General features: G+C 56.8%; 11 protein-coding genes. 2 read left to right on the forward strand and 9 right to left on the reverse strand.

Annotated features, from left to right (window positions below; genetic code table 11):
* Nucleotides 1–325 precede the first annotated feature (325 nt).
* On the forward strand, nt 326–1,126 hold the full coding sequence (locus NST43_RS26835) for a polysaccharide deacetylase family protein (RefSeq protein ID WP_339220381.1): 801 nt from the start codon (nt 326–328) through the stop codon (nt 1,124–1,126).
* A 548-nt stretch (nt 1,127–1,674) separates the two neighbouring features.
* Here NST43_RS26835 and NST43_RS26840 read toward each other — a convergent pair.
* From NST43_RS26840 to NST43_RS26870, 7 genes are all read right to left on the reverse strand, one after another.
* Nucleotides 1,675–2,733, reverse strand: coding sequence for a hypothetical protein (locus NST43_RS26840; protein WP_339220383.1), 1,059 nt, complete (start codon nt 2,731–2,733; stop codon nt 1,675–1,677).
* 660 nt (nt 2,734–3,393) lie between these two features.
* On the reverse strand, nt 3,394–4,689 hold the full coding sequence (locus NST43_RS26845) for a homocysteine synthase (RefSeq protein WP_339220385.1): 1,296 nt from the start codon (nt 4,687–4,689) through the stop codon (nt 3,394–3,396).
* Between the two features lie 446 nt (nt 4,690–5,135).
* Nucleotides 5,136–5,858, reverse strand: a complete 723-nt coding sequence (locus tag NST43_RS26850) for a GntR family transcriptional regulator (protein WP_339225536.1) — start codon at nt 5,856–5,858, stop codon at nt 5,136–5,138.
* A 10-nt stretch (nt 5,859–5,868) separates the two neighbouring features.
* A complete protein-coding gene (locus NST43_RS26855; protein ID WP_339220387.1) occupies nt 5,869–6,882 on the reverse strand; it encodes a sugar kinase in 1,014 nt (337 codons plus the stop codon).
* A complete protein-coding gene (locus tag NST43_RS26860) occupies nt 6,875–7,630 on the reverse strand; it encodes a KDGP aldolase family protein (RefSeq protein WP_339220389.1) in 756 nt (251 codons plus the stop codon). The genes NST43_RS26855 and NST43_RS26860 overlap by 8 nt, the downstream gene beginning before the upstream one ends.
* The gene (locus NST43_RS26865; protein WP_339220391.1) at nt 7,630–8,736 is read right to left on the reverse strand and encodes a DgaE family pyridoxal phosphate-dependent ammonia lyase; all 1,107 of its coding nucleotides are present in this window, start codon (nt 8,734–8,736) and stop codon (nt 7,630–7,632) included. The genes NST43_RS26860 and NST43_RS26865 overlap by 1 nt, the downstream gene beginning before the upstream one ends.
* Complete coding sequence (locus NST43_RS26870) at nt 8,714–9,814, reverse strand: amidohydrolase/deacetylase family metallohydrolase (protein WP_339220393.1); 1,101 nt, start codon at nt 9,812–9,814, stop codon at nt 8,714–8,716. The genes NST43_RS26865 and NST43_RS26870 overlap by 23 nt, the downstream gene beginning before the upstream one ends.
* 270 nt (nt 9,815–10,084) lie before the next feature.
* Here NST43_RS26870 and NST43_RS26875 point away from each other — a divergent pair, with 270 nt between their 5' ends.
* Complete coding sequence (locus NST43_RS26875; RefSeq protein WP_339220394.1) at nt 10,085–12,421, forward strand: helix-turn-helix domain-containing protein; 2,337 nt, start codon at nt 10,085–10,087, stop codon at nt 12,419–12,421.
* A gap of 428 nt (nt 12,422–12,849) precedes the next feature.
* Here NST43_RS26875 and NST43_RS26880 read toward each other — a convergent pair whose 3' ends face one another.
* Nucleotides 12,850–13,866, reverse strand: coding sequence for a glycosidase (locus NST43_RS26880; RefSeq protein WP_339220395.1), 1,017 nt, complete (start codon nt 13,864–13,866; stop codon nt 12,850–12,852).
* A gap of 2 nt (nt 13,867–13,868) precedes the next feature.
* A complete protein-coding gene (locus NST43_RS26885) occupies nt 13,869–17,057 on the reverse strand; it encodes an alpha-mannosidase (protein ID WP_339220397.1) in 3,189 nt (1,062 codons plus the stop codon).
* Nucleotides 17,058–17,060 lie beyond the last annotated feature (3 nt).

Here is a 17,060-nt window from a genome sequence, read left to right on the forward strand (position 1 = left end):
TGAATGTCCTGATCAGGGCCTGCTGCTACGTGGATACCCTGTTCGCCACCTCAGTGTAGTCAAGCGGCGCAATGCCGTCCATTAACAAGAATCTTGCTAATCGCTTTCATTTCTGGCATTGTTCATGATGGGGCTGTATTCATCAGTTGGAGGAGTATCTATATAGATTGGACCTGTAAATTTAATAATGGGAGAAGTGACTTAGAGGAAGCCGCAGACTGGCAGCGCCCGGAAGAGCAAGGCCTCCACGGAGTCAGGAACAAATCCCACATTATAAATTTCCAGTTCAATCTACATAAAGAGAAATCAGGGAGGGTAACAGGTAATGAGAATCAAGTTTGATCTTTTCCCCGGCGGTGTTGCTAAAGCGCTAACATTAAGCTGGGATGATGGAAGAACCTACGACCGGAAGCTCGTCGAGATTCTGAATCAGCATGGGCTGAAGGGGTCTTTTCATCTCAATTCGGGGTTGTTCGGCAATGAAGGCTACATCTCGCGGGACGAGGTGGCTGCGCTCTATGAGGGGCATGAGATTTCGGCGCATACCAGCACCCATCCCTTCCTAACTATGACTCCGCGCGAGGGGATCGCCGATGAGATTCTGACGGACCGCAAGGCGCTGGAGGAGTTGGCCGGTTATCCGGTAAGGGGCATGTCCTATCCGTTCGGCAATTACAATGATCAGGTGGTCGGCTTGCTCCCTGCCCTGGGTATTGAGTATTCCCGCACGGTGAATTCCCACCACAGCTTCAGCCTGCCGGACAACCTGCTGGCTTGGCACCCTACCTGCCACCACAAGGAGATGCTGGCCCTGGGTAAGAAGTTCCTGGAGGAGAAGCCCCGCTTCTCGTATATGCAGCTGCTCTATGTCTGGGGACACAGCTATGAGTTCAATGACGATGACAACTGGCAGGAGCTGGAGCAGTTCGCCGCTATGATGGGCGGCCACGAAGACATCTGGTACGCCACCAATATCGGGATCGTGGACTACCTCTCCGCTGTGCAGGGACTGCGCTTCTCGGCTTCGCAGGAGATGGTCTATAACCCGTCGGCAGTGGAGGTATGGATCTCCGTAGAGGGCGAAGCCTGCCGAATTCCCGGAGGGGCAACGGTACGGTTGGGTTAGGGAATGCTGGGTTAGGGGACTGTTGGATTAGGAGGCTTGTTGGTCACGAAGGAGAAATGTTGCACTAATTGCAGCTTTGGTTACTTACTCCCGGGCGTTTGAGTGGAATGTTGCACAAAATGCAGGAATTGGCTCGCCCCTCGGTTTGGGGGATGAGAAATGCTGCATTTCTTACAACAATCCTGAGTTAGAGCCGACTTAACGCGGGGAATGTTGTATTTAGTGCAGGATTTCGCCAACAGTAGCCAGTTAGTCTGAAGGCCATAAGCAGGCATAATAAAACCCGATTCCGCCGCAGCCTAGATGGCTGGTGGAATCGGGTTTTTGTTATAGTAGAGGCGCTTAGATATTAAGGGTCTTTGGAGAGCGTATTGTCTGACGGCAGCAGCTTGAACAGCATGAGTCGCAGCGTTGCGCTGTACGGCTGCGAGTAGCACAGGCAGATTATCGGTGTGGTGACGGCGATAGTCCTTCTGGCGGTAGCAGCAGCTTGAACACAGTCGCCGCTCTAGATGGGGATCAGAGACAGCAGCCATCCTCTCCGGCAGCTACTGCCATCCTCCGGCGGCAGCGTCGGTATTGTCCTGCCGGGCGATCCAGGTCAGGCAGGCCGCCCGGAGCAGCGCTTCAGTCCGCAGGGCTGCGCTGCAAAAGACCCCGCTCAGGCCGATCTCATACAGATCGGCCAGCGCGTACGCCGCCGGTGCCCCCGCGGCGAGCACTGCCGCCGCCGGCCGCACCCGGCGTACGGCGGCCAGCACCCCAGCCGCCGCCTGCGCGAAGCCCTCGGCGGCGTTCTCCCCGGGCGCGGCCTCCTCCGCCGCGCCGTCCAGCACCAGGAAATCGGCGATACGCGCGATTTCTCCGGCGGCAGCCTGCTCCACATCGGGCGCGAGCAGCGCCCCGATGCGGCAGGCTGCCGCATAAGCGTGGCCGAGAGTCTGCTCGGCCACACCCTCAATGAATTCGCGCTGCGCCGCGAATTCCTCCAGGCTGGCGGGGTACGGCGCCAGCAAATCGATGCGGCTGTCGCCGCCCAGCCGCTGGCTGTGCAGGGCGGCGGCGAACAGCGCGTCAAGCTGCGCATCCTGAAGCGCAGCAAGTCTGGCCGGGCGGGCAGCGAGCTCCGGCGTATAGAGCAGAGCAACCGCGGCCCAGACGCCGTCCGCCGACTCCAGGAGGTCGGCAGCAGCAGCCCGCAGCCGGTGATAGATCCGCTGCAGGATACGCTCCGCCTGCTCCTCATCACTGCATGACATCCAGCTTGAATAGAGTGTTGCGGTCTCTGGCGCAAGCAGCCATTCCTCGCCCCGGATCAGGCAAGGGCCCGCAGGGTAGACACCCGGCTCCTCACGCTGATGAGACCGCTCACCCGTTCCATCACGCAGGACCAGGAATGCCTGACGCTCCCCCGGGCGGCGGGAATAAGTCCGCTCCCGGTTCACTTTTCCCTTACGCGGCTCCCCTTCAGCAAGAAATTCCGCTGCGGCGGAAGCTACAGATGCGGACTGGCTCATCTCTATGCCAATGGTCCGGTCGCCGGTGTTATACTTGAACGGGCGCTCTTCCTTGTTTGGATCATCCTTCTGCTGGCGTTCACCCTTCATCCTCGCACCCACCTTTTCTCACTTGGATTACTGCCGATCTGCTCCCCTCAAGGGGCTGCTGCCAGCACTTAACATGCTTCAATCTATAAATACTGGCAAAGGCACTGAAATATGCAAACGGTATCAAATGAATGCAGCAGCAGCAGCTTACTCGAATGGGTAGTGGACAAGCGGAGGGTGGCGAGCTTCAGTAGGTGGGCGAGTTGAAGTAGGCGGGAAGTAACCTTTACATATTCTGTTGTTTGTTGTATGGAATACATCAGAACGGATTTTAACGCCGAATATAGCCTAATCTACTGCAGAAAATACATTCGCCGGCCCAATTCCTCGGATCAGTTCCTCACGAACCGCTTTTCTTACAAACCATTTCCTTATTTCCTCGCAAACACTCCGCCTCCCTCCTCCCATTCCCCCCACCTCCTGCTCCCGCTCAAGTGGAAACGGCTTTGCCGTCCTTTTAGGGACGGCACCGTTTCCGCGAGAAATAGAAGGAAGAGTTATGGTGTGAAACATATAAATGCTTATATTCAGCAAAAAACCACCGTATCATGCAGAATGGTTCTGCATAACACAGTGGCTGGTAATTTCTCATCCTATGCTGTCAGGAGCTAGGTTTCCGGGATATTAGCTCAGCGGCATAGCCCGCTTCTGCTCTTCCCCTTAAGACTCCTGGCTGGCAGCGATCGCCTGCTCCAGGTCGAAGAGGATATCGTCGATGGATTCGGTGCCAATGGACAAGCGCAGCAGTTCCGGATTAACACCGGCTGCCGCCTGCTCTTCGTCCGACAACTGCTGGTGGGTGGTGCTAGCCGGGTGGATGATCAGCGACTTGGAGTCGCCGACATTAGCCAGATGGGAGAACAGCTTCACATTCTCGATCAGCTTCACCCCTGCTGCTGCTCCGCCTTTGATGCCGAAGGTCAGGATTGCCCCTTGGCCCTTAGGCAGATATTTCTGCGCCAGCTCATAGGATGGATGACTCTGCAGTCCGGCATAACTTACCCACTCCACAGAATCATGCGCCTCCAGATACTGGGCAACCTTGAGTGCATTCTGGCTGTGGCGCTCCAGACGCAGGTGCAGCGTTTCGAGCCCCTGCAAGAGCATCCACGAGTTGAACGGTGAAATGGCCGCGCCTAGGTCACGAAGCAGTTGAACCCGCGCTTTGATGATATAGGCGATAGGACCTACAGCTTCAGTGTAGACTACCCCGTGGTAGCTCGGGTCCGGTTCAGTAAGTCCAGGGAACCTTCCGCTGGCCTTCCAGTCGAATTTGCCGCCGTCCACGATGACTCCGCCGATGGAGGTACCGTGGCCGCCGATGAATTTGGTCGCCGAGTGTACGACGATATCCGCCCCGAATTCAATCGGACGCAGCAGATACGGACTAGGGAAGGTGTTGTCAACAATCAGCGGAATCCCGTGTTCGTGGGCGATGGCTGCAACCTTTTCGATATCCAGCACATTGCCTTGCGGGTTGCCAATGGTCTCGGCGTAGAGCGCCTTGGTCTTGTCCGTAATCGCCGCCCGGAAGTTCTCCGGATTGTCGGAATCCACAAATTTCACCTGAATCCCCAGCTTGGGCAACGTTGTAGAGAACAGATTATAAGTCCCGCCGTACAGGCTTGCGGAGGATACAATCTCATCCCCGGCTCCGGCAATATTCAGAATAGAGAAGGAAATGGCCGCCATTCCGGAAGCTGTCGCCAGTGCCCCGGCCCCGCCCTCCAGCGCGGCAAGACGCTGTTCAAACACATCGGTTGTGGGATTCATAAGCCGGGTATAGATGTTGCCGAACTCCTTGAGCGCGAACAGATTCGCTGCGTGCTCCGCATCGCGGAACCCGTAGGATGTAGTCTGATACAGCGGCACGGCACGGGCTAAAGTAGTTGGGTCAATCTCCTGGCCTGCATGAACGGCTAGGGTCTCAAATGACAGCTTGCGCTCTTCTGACATGGGTATTTCCTCCTCATAAATCGATAATGGGAAACGTTAACAATAAAGAATTGTACCTATTCTCTCACAAACCATGTCATTTGAAAAGATAAAATTCTTATTAATTCACTGTGTTTTATTAAGTTTAGCAAGCCAGAATAACCTCCCTGCAAAATGCTGTACATTCTGCAACCTACGCGCAGCTATTACGGCATATCCGGAAGGAATGTTGTATGAAATACAGCAAAAGTTACGTTCATCTGCCTCAAGCGGGAGGAATGCTGCCTTTTGTGCAACTTTGGAGGGATAGAGCCGATAGGTTTCAGCGAATGTTGCATTTCAGGCACAATTCTCAGCTGCAGGCTACATCCATGGTAAAAACCCCGCTGCAAGCAGCGGGACCAAGTGCGAGGTTATCCCTCTAACAAATCTTGTGGCTGCAACATCTGTCCAAAGGAACCACAGCTTCAAGTATCATAGCTGACCAGATAATGATGGAGCTCCGTATTATAGCAGCCGATGCTGTGCTCGATCAGCCTGCCTTCCCCGTCATAGGAGTTGCGCAGGCGCTTCAGCACAGGCGTCCCCGGCGGAAGCTTCAGCAGCACGCATACCTCGGATGGTGCCGACTCCACGAAGAAGCGGTCCCTGAAGTTCTCCAGCACAATGTCGTTCTCCTCCAGCGAGTCGTACAGGGACTGGATGTCTGCCCCCATCTCTGCCGCTTCCCCGCCGGGCAGGGCTGCTGCCGTCAGGAAATGCACCAGATGTATATAGGGCTGGCCATCCAGAATATACAGACGTTCAATCCGCTGGCAATACGGCCCGTAGAGGCTGTATTCCTCTGTTCCAGCTTCATTTACGAGGCGCTGGGATAAGAGCAGTTTCTTTTCCAGCTTATGGCCCGCTTCGACCAGCAGCTCCGTGAACCGTTTGCCCTTGGAGAGCTTCTGGTAGGAGGTATTGCGCATGACTATGGTTCCGACACCACTTTTCTTCTGCACATAACCTTCCTGGGCCAGTTCCTGGACCGCGCCGCGGACCGTCATTTTGCTGACACCGAACTCCTTCTCGAGCTGAGGCTCGGAGGGAATAATGCTGCCGAGCGGGTATACCCCGTGCAGAATCCGGTCCTTGAGGATCTTCTGGATCTGCTGGTATAAAGGGCCTTGCTTGCGTTTCAGTGACACCTTACGTTCACTACCTTTCAACATCTAAGGTAAAGTCTGACAGCGCCCGGAGCACCTCGCCCTCGGTAAACAGCGCGGTATCGCCCGGGATAGTGTGGGCCAGCATCGCTGCGGCGGCTGCCATCTCCACCGTCTGCTGCTGCGGATACTCCTGCAATTCACCATGGATAATAGCGCTGGCAAAAGCATCACCGGCACCAATCCGGTCATACACCGGGAAGGTCAGCTTACGGGAGAACGCGAATGTACCTTGACGGTACAAATATCCTGTCAGGGAATGCGTATTGTCCGCGTTAATCTCACGGTGGGTGCCCGCTGCCGCTCTGATTCCGAAGCGCTCCGCCACAGCGGGAATCGCTTGCTTCAACTGTGTTATTCTATCATAATCTGCCGCTGCGGTGCCAAGAATGTACAGCGCATCCTTTTCGTTCATCAGCACCAGATCGGCAAGCGCAAGCAGCTCCTCGTAATGCGGACGGGCCTTGGCATACCCCTCCTCACCCCATAACGCCGGACGGTAGTTGCAATCAAATACCACCCTGCCCCCGGCACGCTTCACCTCCGCCGCAAGCTGCTTCATCTGCCCGCGCACCCCGTCATTCATAGCCAGCGTAATGCCGCATAGATGAAGTACATCCACCCGGGAAGCCAGCGCCGCCATATCATACTGATTGGCCTCTGCGGTATTGAAGCTGCTGCCCAGCCGGTCGGTATAAGTGACTCTTCCGGGGCGGGCGCCGAACCCGTTCTCCAGGAAGTACATTCCGAGGTGCTTGCCGCCCCGGCGGATCAGCGACGTATCCACCCCAAGCTTGCGCAGATAAGCGATTGCGGCTTCCCCTACCGGAGTCTCCGGCAAGGTCGTGATCAGTGCTCCGTTATGGCCATATCTGGCGAGCGCCGCCGTCACATTCACCCCGCTGCCCGAAAAAGAATACTCCAGCCTGCTGCTCTGGGCCAGTGTCTCCACCCCCGGAACCTGAAGCCGCATCATCACTTCGCCGAAGGCAGCGATTCTAGGCATACCGGTCCACCAGCGATTTCATCGTACGGAGCAGCGTACGGACATCCTGTACGTTCGTACTTCCAGTCTGCGGGTCAATAATTGAGGAATAGACATGCGGGATCACCTGCGGCACGCCTGCCTGAAGTGCAATCTCCAGAATGGGTCCGAAGTTATCCAGATCGATGCCGCCGGTAGGCTCCAGGGCAAATCCGGCTTCTCCGCAGGCCGTAGCTACCGCACGATATTCTTCTTCCAGCTCCAGCCCTTTCATCGGAAAATATTTAAGCGCATTGCCGCCCATGTCCCGGACCAGAGCAATGGCAGCATGTACCGGAACGATGGCCTGCGAAGCATTCCCCGCGCTGACCGGACCGGTGGAAATATTGACATAGCCCGGCTGTCCGCAGGGAGAGACCAGGCTGTTAATCCAGCTGTCCTTTGCTCCCAGATTGGCACGGGTCGCACCTACTGCCGGAAACACCTGATTGATATGACTGCCTGCATAGCTTGAAGCAATCTCTGCGACTACCGCCGCCTGGCGGTTGTCCCCGGCTCCAAGCCCGATCGATACGGCGTCCTGGATCGTCTGTCCATACTCCGTCATAGCGGCGGACGCTTCCCGGGCGTTAGCGTAATTTTTGGAGAGTACGCCCACCAGAACATGCCCTTCGGCAGCCTCATAGATATCCTTGGCATTCCCGATACTGCCAGCCAGTACATTCAGTGCCGCTCTGTTCTTATAGAAACGCTCCTGAATCTTGCTCATTATGTTCTGCCCCCTATTATTTCATGAATTCTGCTGACGATAACCTGAAGATCGTCGCCCTGCAGCGATCGCGGATCGATATCGAAATATCCCTGCTTCACGCCATAGTCCCGCGTATACACGGCAATATCGCCTTCCCGCAGGCGGTCATTGACCTCCCGTGCATCCACGCCCGCAGCAGCGGCATCAATCTGGATGCGCCCCCGGTAGATCTCCCGGCCCGCTTCATCCTGCACGGTGCGGACCGACACTCCGGGAAGACCAGTGAGCGGTTGAAGCGCCTCCAGTGCCTGCTTCTCCTGCTGGCTGCTGTCAGCCTTGGTCTGGTATTCATCCAACGCCTGAAGCAATCCGAAGGTCGTCTCTTTGCCAACCTTCATGCTGCGGCCAATCCCATGGAGCTGCACCTTTAGCCACTGGGTGTATTTCTGCTTGCCCGCTACAATGCCCGAAGTTGGACCTTCCACAGCCTTCGAGCCGCTGTAGATGGCCAGATCTGAATACTGGACATATTTACGCAGGTCCTCCTCCGCAGCCGCATCGACAATCATTGGCACGCCCCTGCGCTGTGCAACCTCCCAGGCCTCCTCCACGGAGATCATATTCTTCTGTACGGCATGGTGGGATTTCACATAGAGGATCGCTGCGGTACGTTCACCGATGGCCTGTTCAATATGCTCTGCGCGGCCTTCGTTGGCATATCCTGCTTCAACCACCCGGCCGCCGCCGAGGAAGACCATCGTCTCCACCGGCGCTCCATATTGCACATTATGGCCCTTCAGCATAATGATCTCATTCTTCAGCACCGGCTCCTGGTGCAGGCGCAGACTGAGGCGCGGATCTCCGGCGGTTACAATGGCCGCCACCGACAGCGCGATGCCGCTGGAGGCTGAGTTCACGACAACGGCCCCTTCCGAGCCAAGCAGACGGGCGATGTACGCTCCCGCTTTGTCCACCAGATCCGCGATCTCCACATACTGCTGTCCGCCCTGCTTCATAGCCTCCATCACCGAATCGGTGGGCGCGGATACGCCAAGAATACTCATTCTTCCACTGGCATTAACCACACGCTTCAATCCATATTTAGCCTGTAATGAGTGATCCATTGATAAAGACTCCTTTTGCTTCAATATAGTAATTCGCGGTCCGGACATCGCCTTCTGAGTCCTTCAGTTGCTTCTCCCCTGCTTCCAGGGAGAACAAGGTCAGATTCGCCTGCCCGCCTACCCGGATGTGCCCAAGCTCCGGCTTGCCGAGCCAATCTGCGGCGCTGCTGGTGACGGCACGGATCACTTCTTCCAGACTGTAGCCGAGATACAGAAATTTCGTCAGAACATCTGACATACTGTACACCGGACCGTTCAGCCGGTTGCCCCGGTAGATATCTGTGCTGATTGTATCCAGCGCAACCCCTGCCCGCTTCGCCTGCTCAGCTACCTGGAAGGAGAAGCTTGCTGTGCCATGACCGACATCCAGATGAACGCCCCGGGCCACAGCATCCAGCAGCTCTTGCAGCGGTGTGCCGTCCGCCCGGAACAGATTATTGGCTTTGCCGTTCAGGTAATGGGTAATTACATCGCCCGCCCGCAGCAGCTCCAGCACTTCGGAGATAGCAGGCGGAGCGGAGCCGATATGCACCATGAGCGGAAGCTTCATCTCATCCGACAAGGCCCGTGCCAGCTTAAGCGGCTGTATGCCGCTGTCTTTGACGACACTTTGGCTGATGCGGGCTTTCAGGCCGACGATGAATTCAGGATACGCTGCCGCTGCCGCATGCGCGTGGGTCCGGTCAATCCAGTCCAGCTGTGAGAGCTCATCGGTCCGCGCAAGGCCGATTCTTGAGATATTGAGCAGCGCGAATACCCGGGTATCGGCCAGAAGACTAGCACTGTAAAAAGCCCCGATCCGGTCTGCTCCGCAGCTCCCGGCATCCACAAGTGTCGTCACTCCCTGCTTCACCCCGATCTCGTCGATCACATCGCCGTAGGGGTCAAGCTCCGGCACAGCATGCACATGCAGATCAATCCATCCGCTGGAGCCGTATAACCCGGAGCAGTCCAGCAGGGTCCCGCCTTCCGCCTGCCCCGGCGGGGTAATCGCGGTGATGATCCCATCCTGAATGGAGATATCCACCGTCCGGCCGTCCACCAGCCGCAAATTGCGCAGCACGTTCTCTGTGCCCACTCGTCCCATCTCCTTTTTTCAATTACAGATTTACAGGGGAATTACAAAAAATGATTAATGACATGAACTCCATACATCCTTATATTTAACAAGTAGCAACAGCTGTGCCGTCCTTTAATAAAAATATAAAGCTGCTTCACTCAAAAGATTATAATGTTATAATGTTTATAGTAGCACAAATGTAATCCAGAAGAGAACTGCGATTTCTAATCCAAGAGAATCCATCCAAGATTTCTAGTCCGAATATCTTAACACTGGAGGTACTGCTGCATGTCCAATCCCGCACCCCAGCCATCCTTGCTGAACCGGTTCCGGCTGACCTGGAATCATTTCAAGTCAAGGCTGCTGCTGAAATACGCTTTTTCCTATATCCTCATGTTCCTGATCCCGCTCACCGGCGTTACCATCTTCGTCTATGAAAACGCCGTCAAGGGCCTGCGGGTCGAAATTGAACAATCCAATGTTAATCAGCTCAATCAGGTGAAAAGCACCATCGACGGGCGAATGAATGAGCTTCAGGAGATCGCCGGAAGAATCGCCTATGACAAGCATCTGACTCCTTATATGGTCCGGCATCCTTATTACAGTCTGGAGGCGATTCAGGCACTGGCGAATTACAAGGCCAGCAGCAGCATTGCGGAGGATCTGTTCCTCTACTTCCACGGCGATTCGAATATCTATTCTTACCGCGGTCTGGCTGATCTTCATGTCACCTTCGATACCCTCTATCAGTTCGAGCGCTGGACCCCGGAGGAGCTGCGGCGCGACTTGAACGAGACCCGTCAGCCGCTGGTGCGTCCTGCTGAGAATGTGACTGTCAACTCCAGGATCGAGCCGATGCTCGCCATGCTTGTTCCTGTGAAACCCAATGACCCGTTTCCTTACGGGACGGTCGTCTATCTGATGAAGGAATCCAATCTTACCGGCGTCATGGATTCGGTTCTGAGCGATTTCTCGGGCAGCAGCTATATCTTCGGCCCCTCCGGCGAGGTGCTGACCGCGAACAGCCATGGTGTCAGTTTCCCCCAGAACGAGCTTCAGACCCTCTCCGCCCTTGAACCGGGGATTCACAATCTGGAGCTGGACGGGGAACAGTACTCCGTGGTGTCCGTGCAGTCCGAGGAGAATGGCTGGACCTACGTCACCACGATGCCCAGCTTCCAGTTCTTCAGCCGTGTCGCCCATGTCCAGACGCTGATCCTGATTGTCTTCTGTATTACAGTCGTTACCGGTATAGCCGCCGCGCTGCTGCTGGCCAAACGGCAATACCACCCGATCCGCGATCTGATGGAGTTCGCCAAGCCGAGAGGCAGCAGTAATGAAGCTCCGAAGCTGCGCAATGAATGGGAGTCCATCCGCCAGACGCTGCATGACTACAGTGCCCGGATTGATCTCCAGGAGCCTTTTGTCCGCAACCAGTGTATGCTGCTGCTGCTCAAGCACGGCCAGCCGGATGATCCCGAGATTGAACAGATGATCCTGAGCGCAGGCTTCCGGCATCCGCAGGGACAGGGCCTCTACTTCTCGGCTATCCTGTCCTGGGATGATGCAGCGCCGGGCGGCAAGTCCTGGCAGGAACGCCATCTGCTGCAGGAGATGCTCAGCAATATCTGCCTGCCAGGCCCGGATGCGCAGATCTTCGGGATTGAATTCTCGGTCAAGGACCAGTTCGCTCTGATCATCTCCCTGCCAGGGGAGGGGGAGCTGCCCGTTCAGCGCCGGATGGAGCAGGTCATTGAAGGGATTCAGGATGTGATCCGTGAACACTCACAGCTCGCGTTGAGTATTGGTGTCGGCATGGCCTACCGGGACCTGGCCCGGTTGAACCAGTCTTTCATTGAAGCTGCCGCCGCCCTTGAGCACCGGATGATCCGGCGCAGCGGCCAGGTCACCTATTTCGAGCAGCTTGCGGAGCTGAATCCTGCCGCTGCCGAGAGCTTCTGGATTCCGCGCAAAACCATGCTGAAGCTGGAGCAGAGTCTGAAGCAGGGCAACGAATCGGTAGCGGCCCAGATGATTGCCGATACCATTGACACGATCAAGGACGAGCCGCTGCAGGTTCATCTGCTGCGGTGTATCTGCTTCGATCTGCTGAATGCTTTTCTGCGCACCGCCTCGGAGCTTGGTATGGATGAGGTGTTCACCAATATGCCGGAGCTGACCTCCTTCGAGACGCTGGAGGAGCTGGAGAGCCGGCTGCTCTCGCTGGCTTCCGCCATTTGTGCGCAGGTGGAGCGGAACACCGAGAACAGCGAGTCTTCCCTGATGGATGACATTCTGGCGTATGTGGACCAGCAGTTCGCAGACTACACCCTGAGTCTGGAGCATGTGGCGCTGAAGTTCGCCATCTCGACCTCTTATTTAAGCCGGAGCTTCAAGGAGAAGACCGGCAGTAATTTCTCGCAATATATCTGGCAGCGGCGTGTGGACGAGGTGATCCGGCTGCTGGAGAATACCAGCGCACCACTCAAGGAGATTATCGAGCAGGTCGGTTATCTCGACGCGCCGAACTTCATCCGCAAGTTCAAAAAAGAAACCGGTCTGACGCCGGGGCAATACCGCAAGGAACATGCCTTGAAGGGGGCCGCTGCGAAAAGACCGGTTTGAGGCGGGGCTTCCGCCCTGTGGATAGGCTGAATCTGACATTGCGATGTCCAAGCAATTATTTATCCTGTGAATAGTTAATAGCCTGAACCCCTGAAATCTGGTGATCACCCCTATAATCCTGCAACAAATGCAACAGTTCCCGTAGCGGTTTGGCCCGAATCCGCGATTGTTGCACAAAAGGCAGGATTTCACCTTGTTCAGGCCGCTTAGCAGGCAGATTGTTGAATTCTATGCAAGAATCTGCCTGTACACCTGGCTACGTACGAACCGAAGCTGCAAAAAGTGCAACATTTATGTCCTCAATGCCTTATAAAGGAGTTCCCTGGCAGTTGGGAATGAACCCGTCGCCCGCAGGGGAACCAGGACTGGTTGCTCCACTTCATTGCACACTCCACTTCATTTCCTACTCCGATTTCTGAAGCTGCCGCCTACTCCGCTTCCTTCAGAATATGCTCCACCAGTTCATCCAGCGGCACCGTGGCGAGCGCAATTGCTGTGTCAGTTACGCCGTAGTAGATATAGAGCAGGCCATCCTTGACCACATTGCCGGTCGGGAAGATGACATTCGGAATCTGGAAGCCGAATTTCTCGTAATACGTCTCCGGCTCCATAATGAAATTATGGGTCCGGGCAATGATTTTCTCCGGCTGCTCCAGATCCAGCAGCATCGCCCCCACGCGGTAGACGATCTCTTCATCTACACCGTGATAGAGCACCAGCCAGCCCTTGTCTGTACGGATTGGAGGCGTAGAGCCGCCGATCTTCCGCGATTCCCAGGACAGGTTCCCGGCGGTGGCGAGCAGCTTGGGTTCTTCCCAATTCACGAGATCCTCGGAATAGGTAATCCACATGGCGGCTTTTTCCGTTCCGTAAGCCTCGCCGACATATTCTTCGGGGCGGCGGAGCAGCACGAATTTGCCGTTTATTTTCTCAGGGAACAGGATGTTGTCCCGGTCGTTGATGTGGAGCGGCGTGGTGTCCGCCACGAACTCCCAGTCCAGCAGATTGGTTGACTTCAGAATCGAGGAACGGGTCAGCCAGTGGCCCTCCTCTTCCCCCCAGCCGTCCGGGTAGGTCGGAATGGAGCGCTCAGGAACGCCGGCCCCGGTAGGATAATAGCTCATGGCGCAGGGGCGCAGAGCGTAGTTGAGGTAGAAGGTTCCATCGATTTTGACAATACGCGGGTCCTGCACGCTACCGTACGGGAAGCCCAGCATATCCGGCGTGACAATCGGCTCATCCTTCACATGGGTGAAGTTCACGCCGTCCTCGCTCTCTAGGAGGCCGAGATAGTTCTTGCACGGGGTCAGGGAACCGGCAGTACGCTCGATCATATAGAACTTGCCGTTATCGATAATAACCGCAGGATTGAACACGGTAACCTTGCGCCACTCATAGCCGCCCGGGACGACAATCGGATTATTGGGATGTCTTGTAATTTGCATGTCTATTCCTCCTGCGAATGATGTTCGTGGTATAGTTTGAGCGTCTGGATCTCATAAGGTCTGAAGGACAGCGGGATCACACCGCCGCTGGTCTCCACGGAGCCTGTCTTGCTCTCCAGCAGATTGACGCGGCAGGCGCTGATCTCCTCGTCTTTCCAATCCAGCACAGCGGACTCTCTGCTGCCCGCAGCTTCATACAGCCGGATAATCGTGCCGCTGCCGTCCTCGGCCTGCTTGATTGTATCGAGCATGACATGATGGCTCTGGAAGGCAAGCCAAGCATGGGTGCTTGGATATTGGCCGGGATGTGCGGCTTCGCTGACCGCCAGCAGCGGCTCATTCAGCTCTGCCGCTTCCCGTACTACATCGGCCTGCCGCCATTCTCCGCTGTGCGGATAGAGCGAATAGGTGAATTCATGCTCACCCTGGTCGGCATTACGGTCCGGCCAGCGCGGGGCACGCAGCAGCGAGAGGCGCAGTACTCCGTCATGGATGTCATAGCCGTATTTGCAGTCGTTCAGCAGGCTCACGCCATAGCCGCCCTCGGACAGATCGGCCCAGCGGTGTCCGCAGACCTCGAATTGCGCCTGCTCCCAGCTGGTATTGCGGTGGGTAGGGCGCTCCAGCGCGCCGAACGGAATCTCATACGTAGCCTTCGCGGCAGCCATATCCACCGGAAAAGCAACCTTCAGCAGCTTATGCTGCTCCCTCCAGCTTACGCTGGTGCGGAAATCCACTCTGCGGCTGTTCTGCGGCAGTACAATCTCCTGCTCAATCTGCGATTCACCGAGCTGCCAACGGAACCTCAGCACGGTCTGCATAGGTCCGTTGCTGACTACCTCGCGGTCCAGCAGCCTCGCCTTACCCGCAGGCTGCTGCTCATAACGCGGGTCTATATCCCAGGCATCCCACAGCGGCGGGGTGTCATGATAGAACTGCAACTGGTTGCCGGTCTGGCCGGGCGGCAGCAGCTCACGGTCTACGCTTTTGTCCAGCCAGCGGCTGATCTCGCCATCTTCATTGAACTTCAAGATGTAATGGTCCGTCTCCCATTGCTCCGGGAAACCGTCTCCGGCGGCAGATTCACCCTGCGGATCAGGCCCTACTCCGGCTGGCTCCGCAGCCTCCCGCAGCCAGATCGTCCGGCAGCCAAAGGCCGGAATCTTACGGACCTGCACAGCCAGCGTGTAGCTGTCCCCGCCAGCCTCCGTGTTCCAGCATTCGCTCGCAAGCGGCCCGTCTTCATCGAAGGCCTGCATAGCAGCCAGCTCAGGACCGCCCTCCAGCCGGAGCAGCTCCGTCCGCTCCCAGCCCAGGCTGTTGAAGACCACATAGGGACGGCCCTCGCCCGATGTATTCACCTCAGCCGCCAGAGCATGCAGGGAGCGGTCCAGCACCTGCCCGCCCAGACGGAAGATCTCGGCGTATTCCTCCCGCGAGGTCGTATACACCTCAGGGATTGAAGTCCCCGGAATGATGTCATGGAACTGGTTGAGCAGCAGCAGCTTCCAGCCTTCGGCCAGCTCCCCGGAGGGCAGCAGACGCTGCAATTCAGGCTGATCAGGCTGATCCGGCTGATCCAACTCCAGCACACCGTCCTTTTGCGCCAGCACGCTCCAGATCTCCGCCTGCCGGTATAGGATCTCCGCTTTGCGGTTGCTGCGCTTATTGAAGGCATGGGTCGTGAAGGTCCCCCGGTGAAGCTCCAGATAGAGATCGCCGTGCCATGCCGGAAGCTCCGGCTGGCGCGCACCAATCTCCGAGAAGAATGCCTCTGCCGTTGAGAATGTGCTGACCGGCTGGCCCAGGGCGAGCTCGGTGCGGCTCACATATTCCAGCATCTCGTGGGTGACTCCGCCTCCGCCGTCGCCGTGGCCGTAGAGCAGCATCAGCTCATCATGCGCTTCCTTCTGGGCGTTGGCCTGCCAATGCTCCTGCACATCCTTCGGGTGAGTATGCTCGTTCACTCCATGGTTCTGATAGGCCACGATCTTCGTCCCGTCAATGCCGACCCAGTGGAACAGCGTATGCGGGAAGGGGTTGGTATCATTCCAGCCGAGCTTCGTTGTCATGAAATAATCAATTCCCGCCTGCTTCAAGAGCTGCGGCAGAGAAGCGCAATAACCAAACGTATCCGGCAGCCATTCAATCGTGGACCGCTTGCCGAATTCCTTCATATAGAAGTCCTGGCCGTACAGCATCTGCCGGACCAGCGACTCCCCGCCGGGAATGTTCAGATCCGGCTCTACCCACATGCCGCCGACCAGCTCCCACCGGCCCTCGGCAATCCGCTGCTTGATCCGCTCGTATAGCTGCGGATAATGCGCCTTGGCGAAGGCATACAGCTGGGGCTGGCTCTGCGAGTACCGGAAGTCCGGGTACTTGTCCATCAGGGTGCAGACGGTGGAGAAGGTCCGGCTGACCTTGCGCACCGTCTCCCGGACCGGCCACAGCCAGGCCACATCAATATGGGACTGGCCGACCATATGCATCGTTCCCGGGTGCAGTCCCGCAGACCGTTCCGCCGCCGCAGCCGCCCGCAGCAGCTGTTCAGCCGCAGTTACCGCACCGCCGTCCAGCAGCCGCTCCTCCTTCATATAGAGCGTGTCCATCGTCTGCTCCAGCGTCTTAAGGCTGCGGATGCGGCGCATGTCGCCCTCCGGCAGCAGGAGGGCTGCTTCGTGTACGATTCGCACCGTATACAGCAGGCTGTATACCGGACGATTGACGCGCACAAGCTTCATTTCAATGCCCGTCAGCGGCGGCTTGATCACCGCCTGGCGGTTCAGCGGGTCCTCCGGCTCAGGCACCGGATCATACAGCTCGATGTCCAGCTTCAGGCGTTCACCCGGAGCGTAAGACGGCAGCGGAATGAACCAGTGATTGCTGTCCAGGCCATGGTACGGCGCTCCGTCCAGCTTCAATAGGCCTTCCCCGCGTCCCAGATAGAGCAGCGCCGCTTCTTCATGCGCCCACTCTCCCGGAACCGTGATCTCCCGCTGAAGGAAATATGTGGTTCCATACCCGCCGTCCAGCAGAGAAATATTGTACTCCTGATGCAGCTCCTCCTCATGCTCATAGCAGCCAGGAGTAAGATAGCGGGACCTCTGCATAGTCCATTCCGCAAGCTCTAACTTCTCAGCCCACTGCCGCTTGGCCAGCCATCCGGTAAACCGGTCCATACGCTTCATGGC

This window comes from Paenibacillus sp. FSL H8-0332, assembly GCF_037963835.1.
In the GTDB taxonomy this organism is placed as follows: Bacteria; Bacillota; Bacilli; order Paenibacillales; family Paenibacillaceae; genus Paenibacillus_AQ; species Paenibacillus_AQ rhizoplanae.